1 rRNA gene is annotated in these 294 nt (G+C 45.9%); it reads left to right on the top strand.

The features are described from left to right. Positions 1-200 precede the first annotated feature (200 nt). Positions 201-294, top strand: a 23S ribosomal RNA gene (locus BJP35_RS00025); the annotation flags it as partial.

Genomic DNA, 294 nt, shown 5'->3' on the forward strand with positions numbered 1-294 from the left:
GATCCCGCATAGCTCCACCATCTTTTACTGCGAAAACAAGAAAACTTCAGAGTGAACCTGAAAAGGTGCACTGCGAAGTTTTGCTCTTTAAAAATCTGGATCAAGCTGAAAATTGAAACGACACACATGTTATGTGTGTTCGAGTCTCTCAAATTTTCGCAAGTCGATGGTGAATCGAAAGAAACATCTTCGGGTTGTGAGGTTAAGCGACTAAGCGTACACGGTGGATGCCCTGGCAGTCAGAGGCGATGAAGGACGTGCTAATCTGCGAAAAGCGCCGGCGAGGTGATATGA

The sequence above is a fragment of the Enterobacter sp. J49 genome, from assembly GCF_002148625.1.
GTDB lineage: Bacteria > Pseudomonadota > Gammaproteobacteria > Enterobacterales > Enterobacteriaceae > Enterobacter > Enterobacter ludwigii.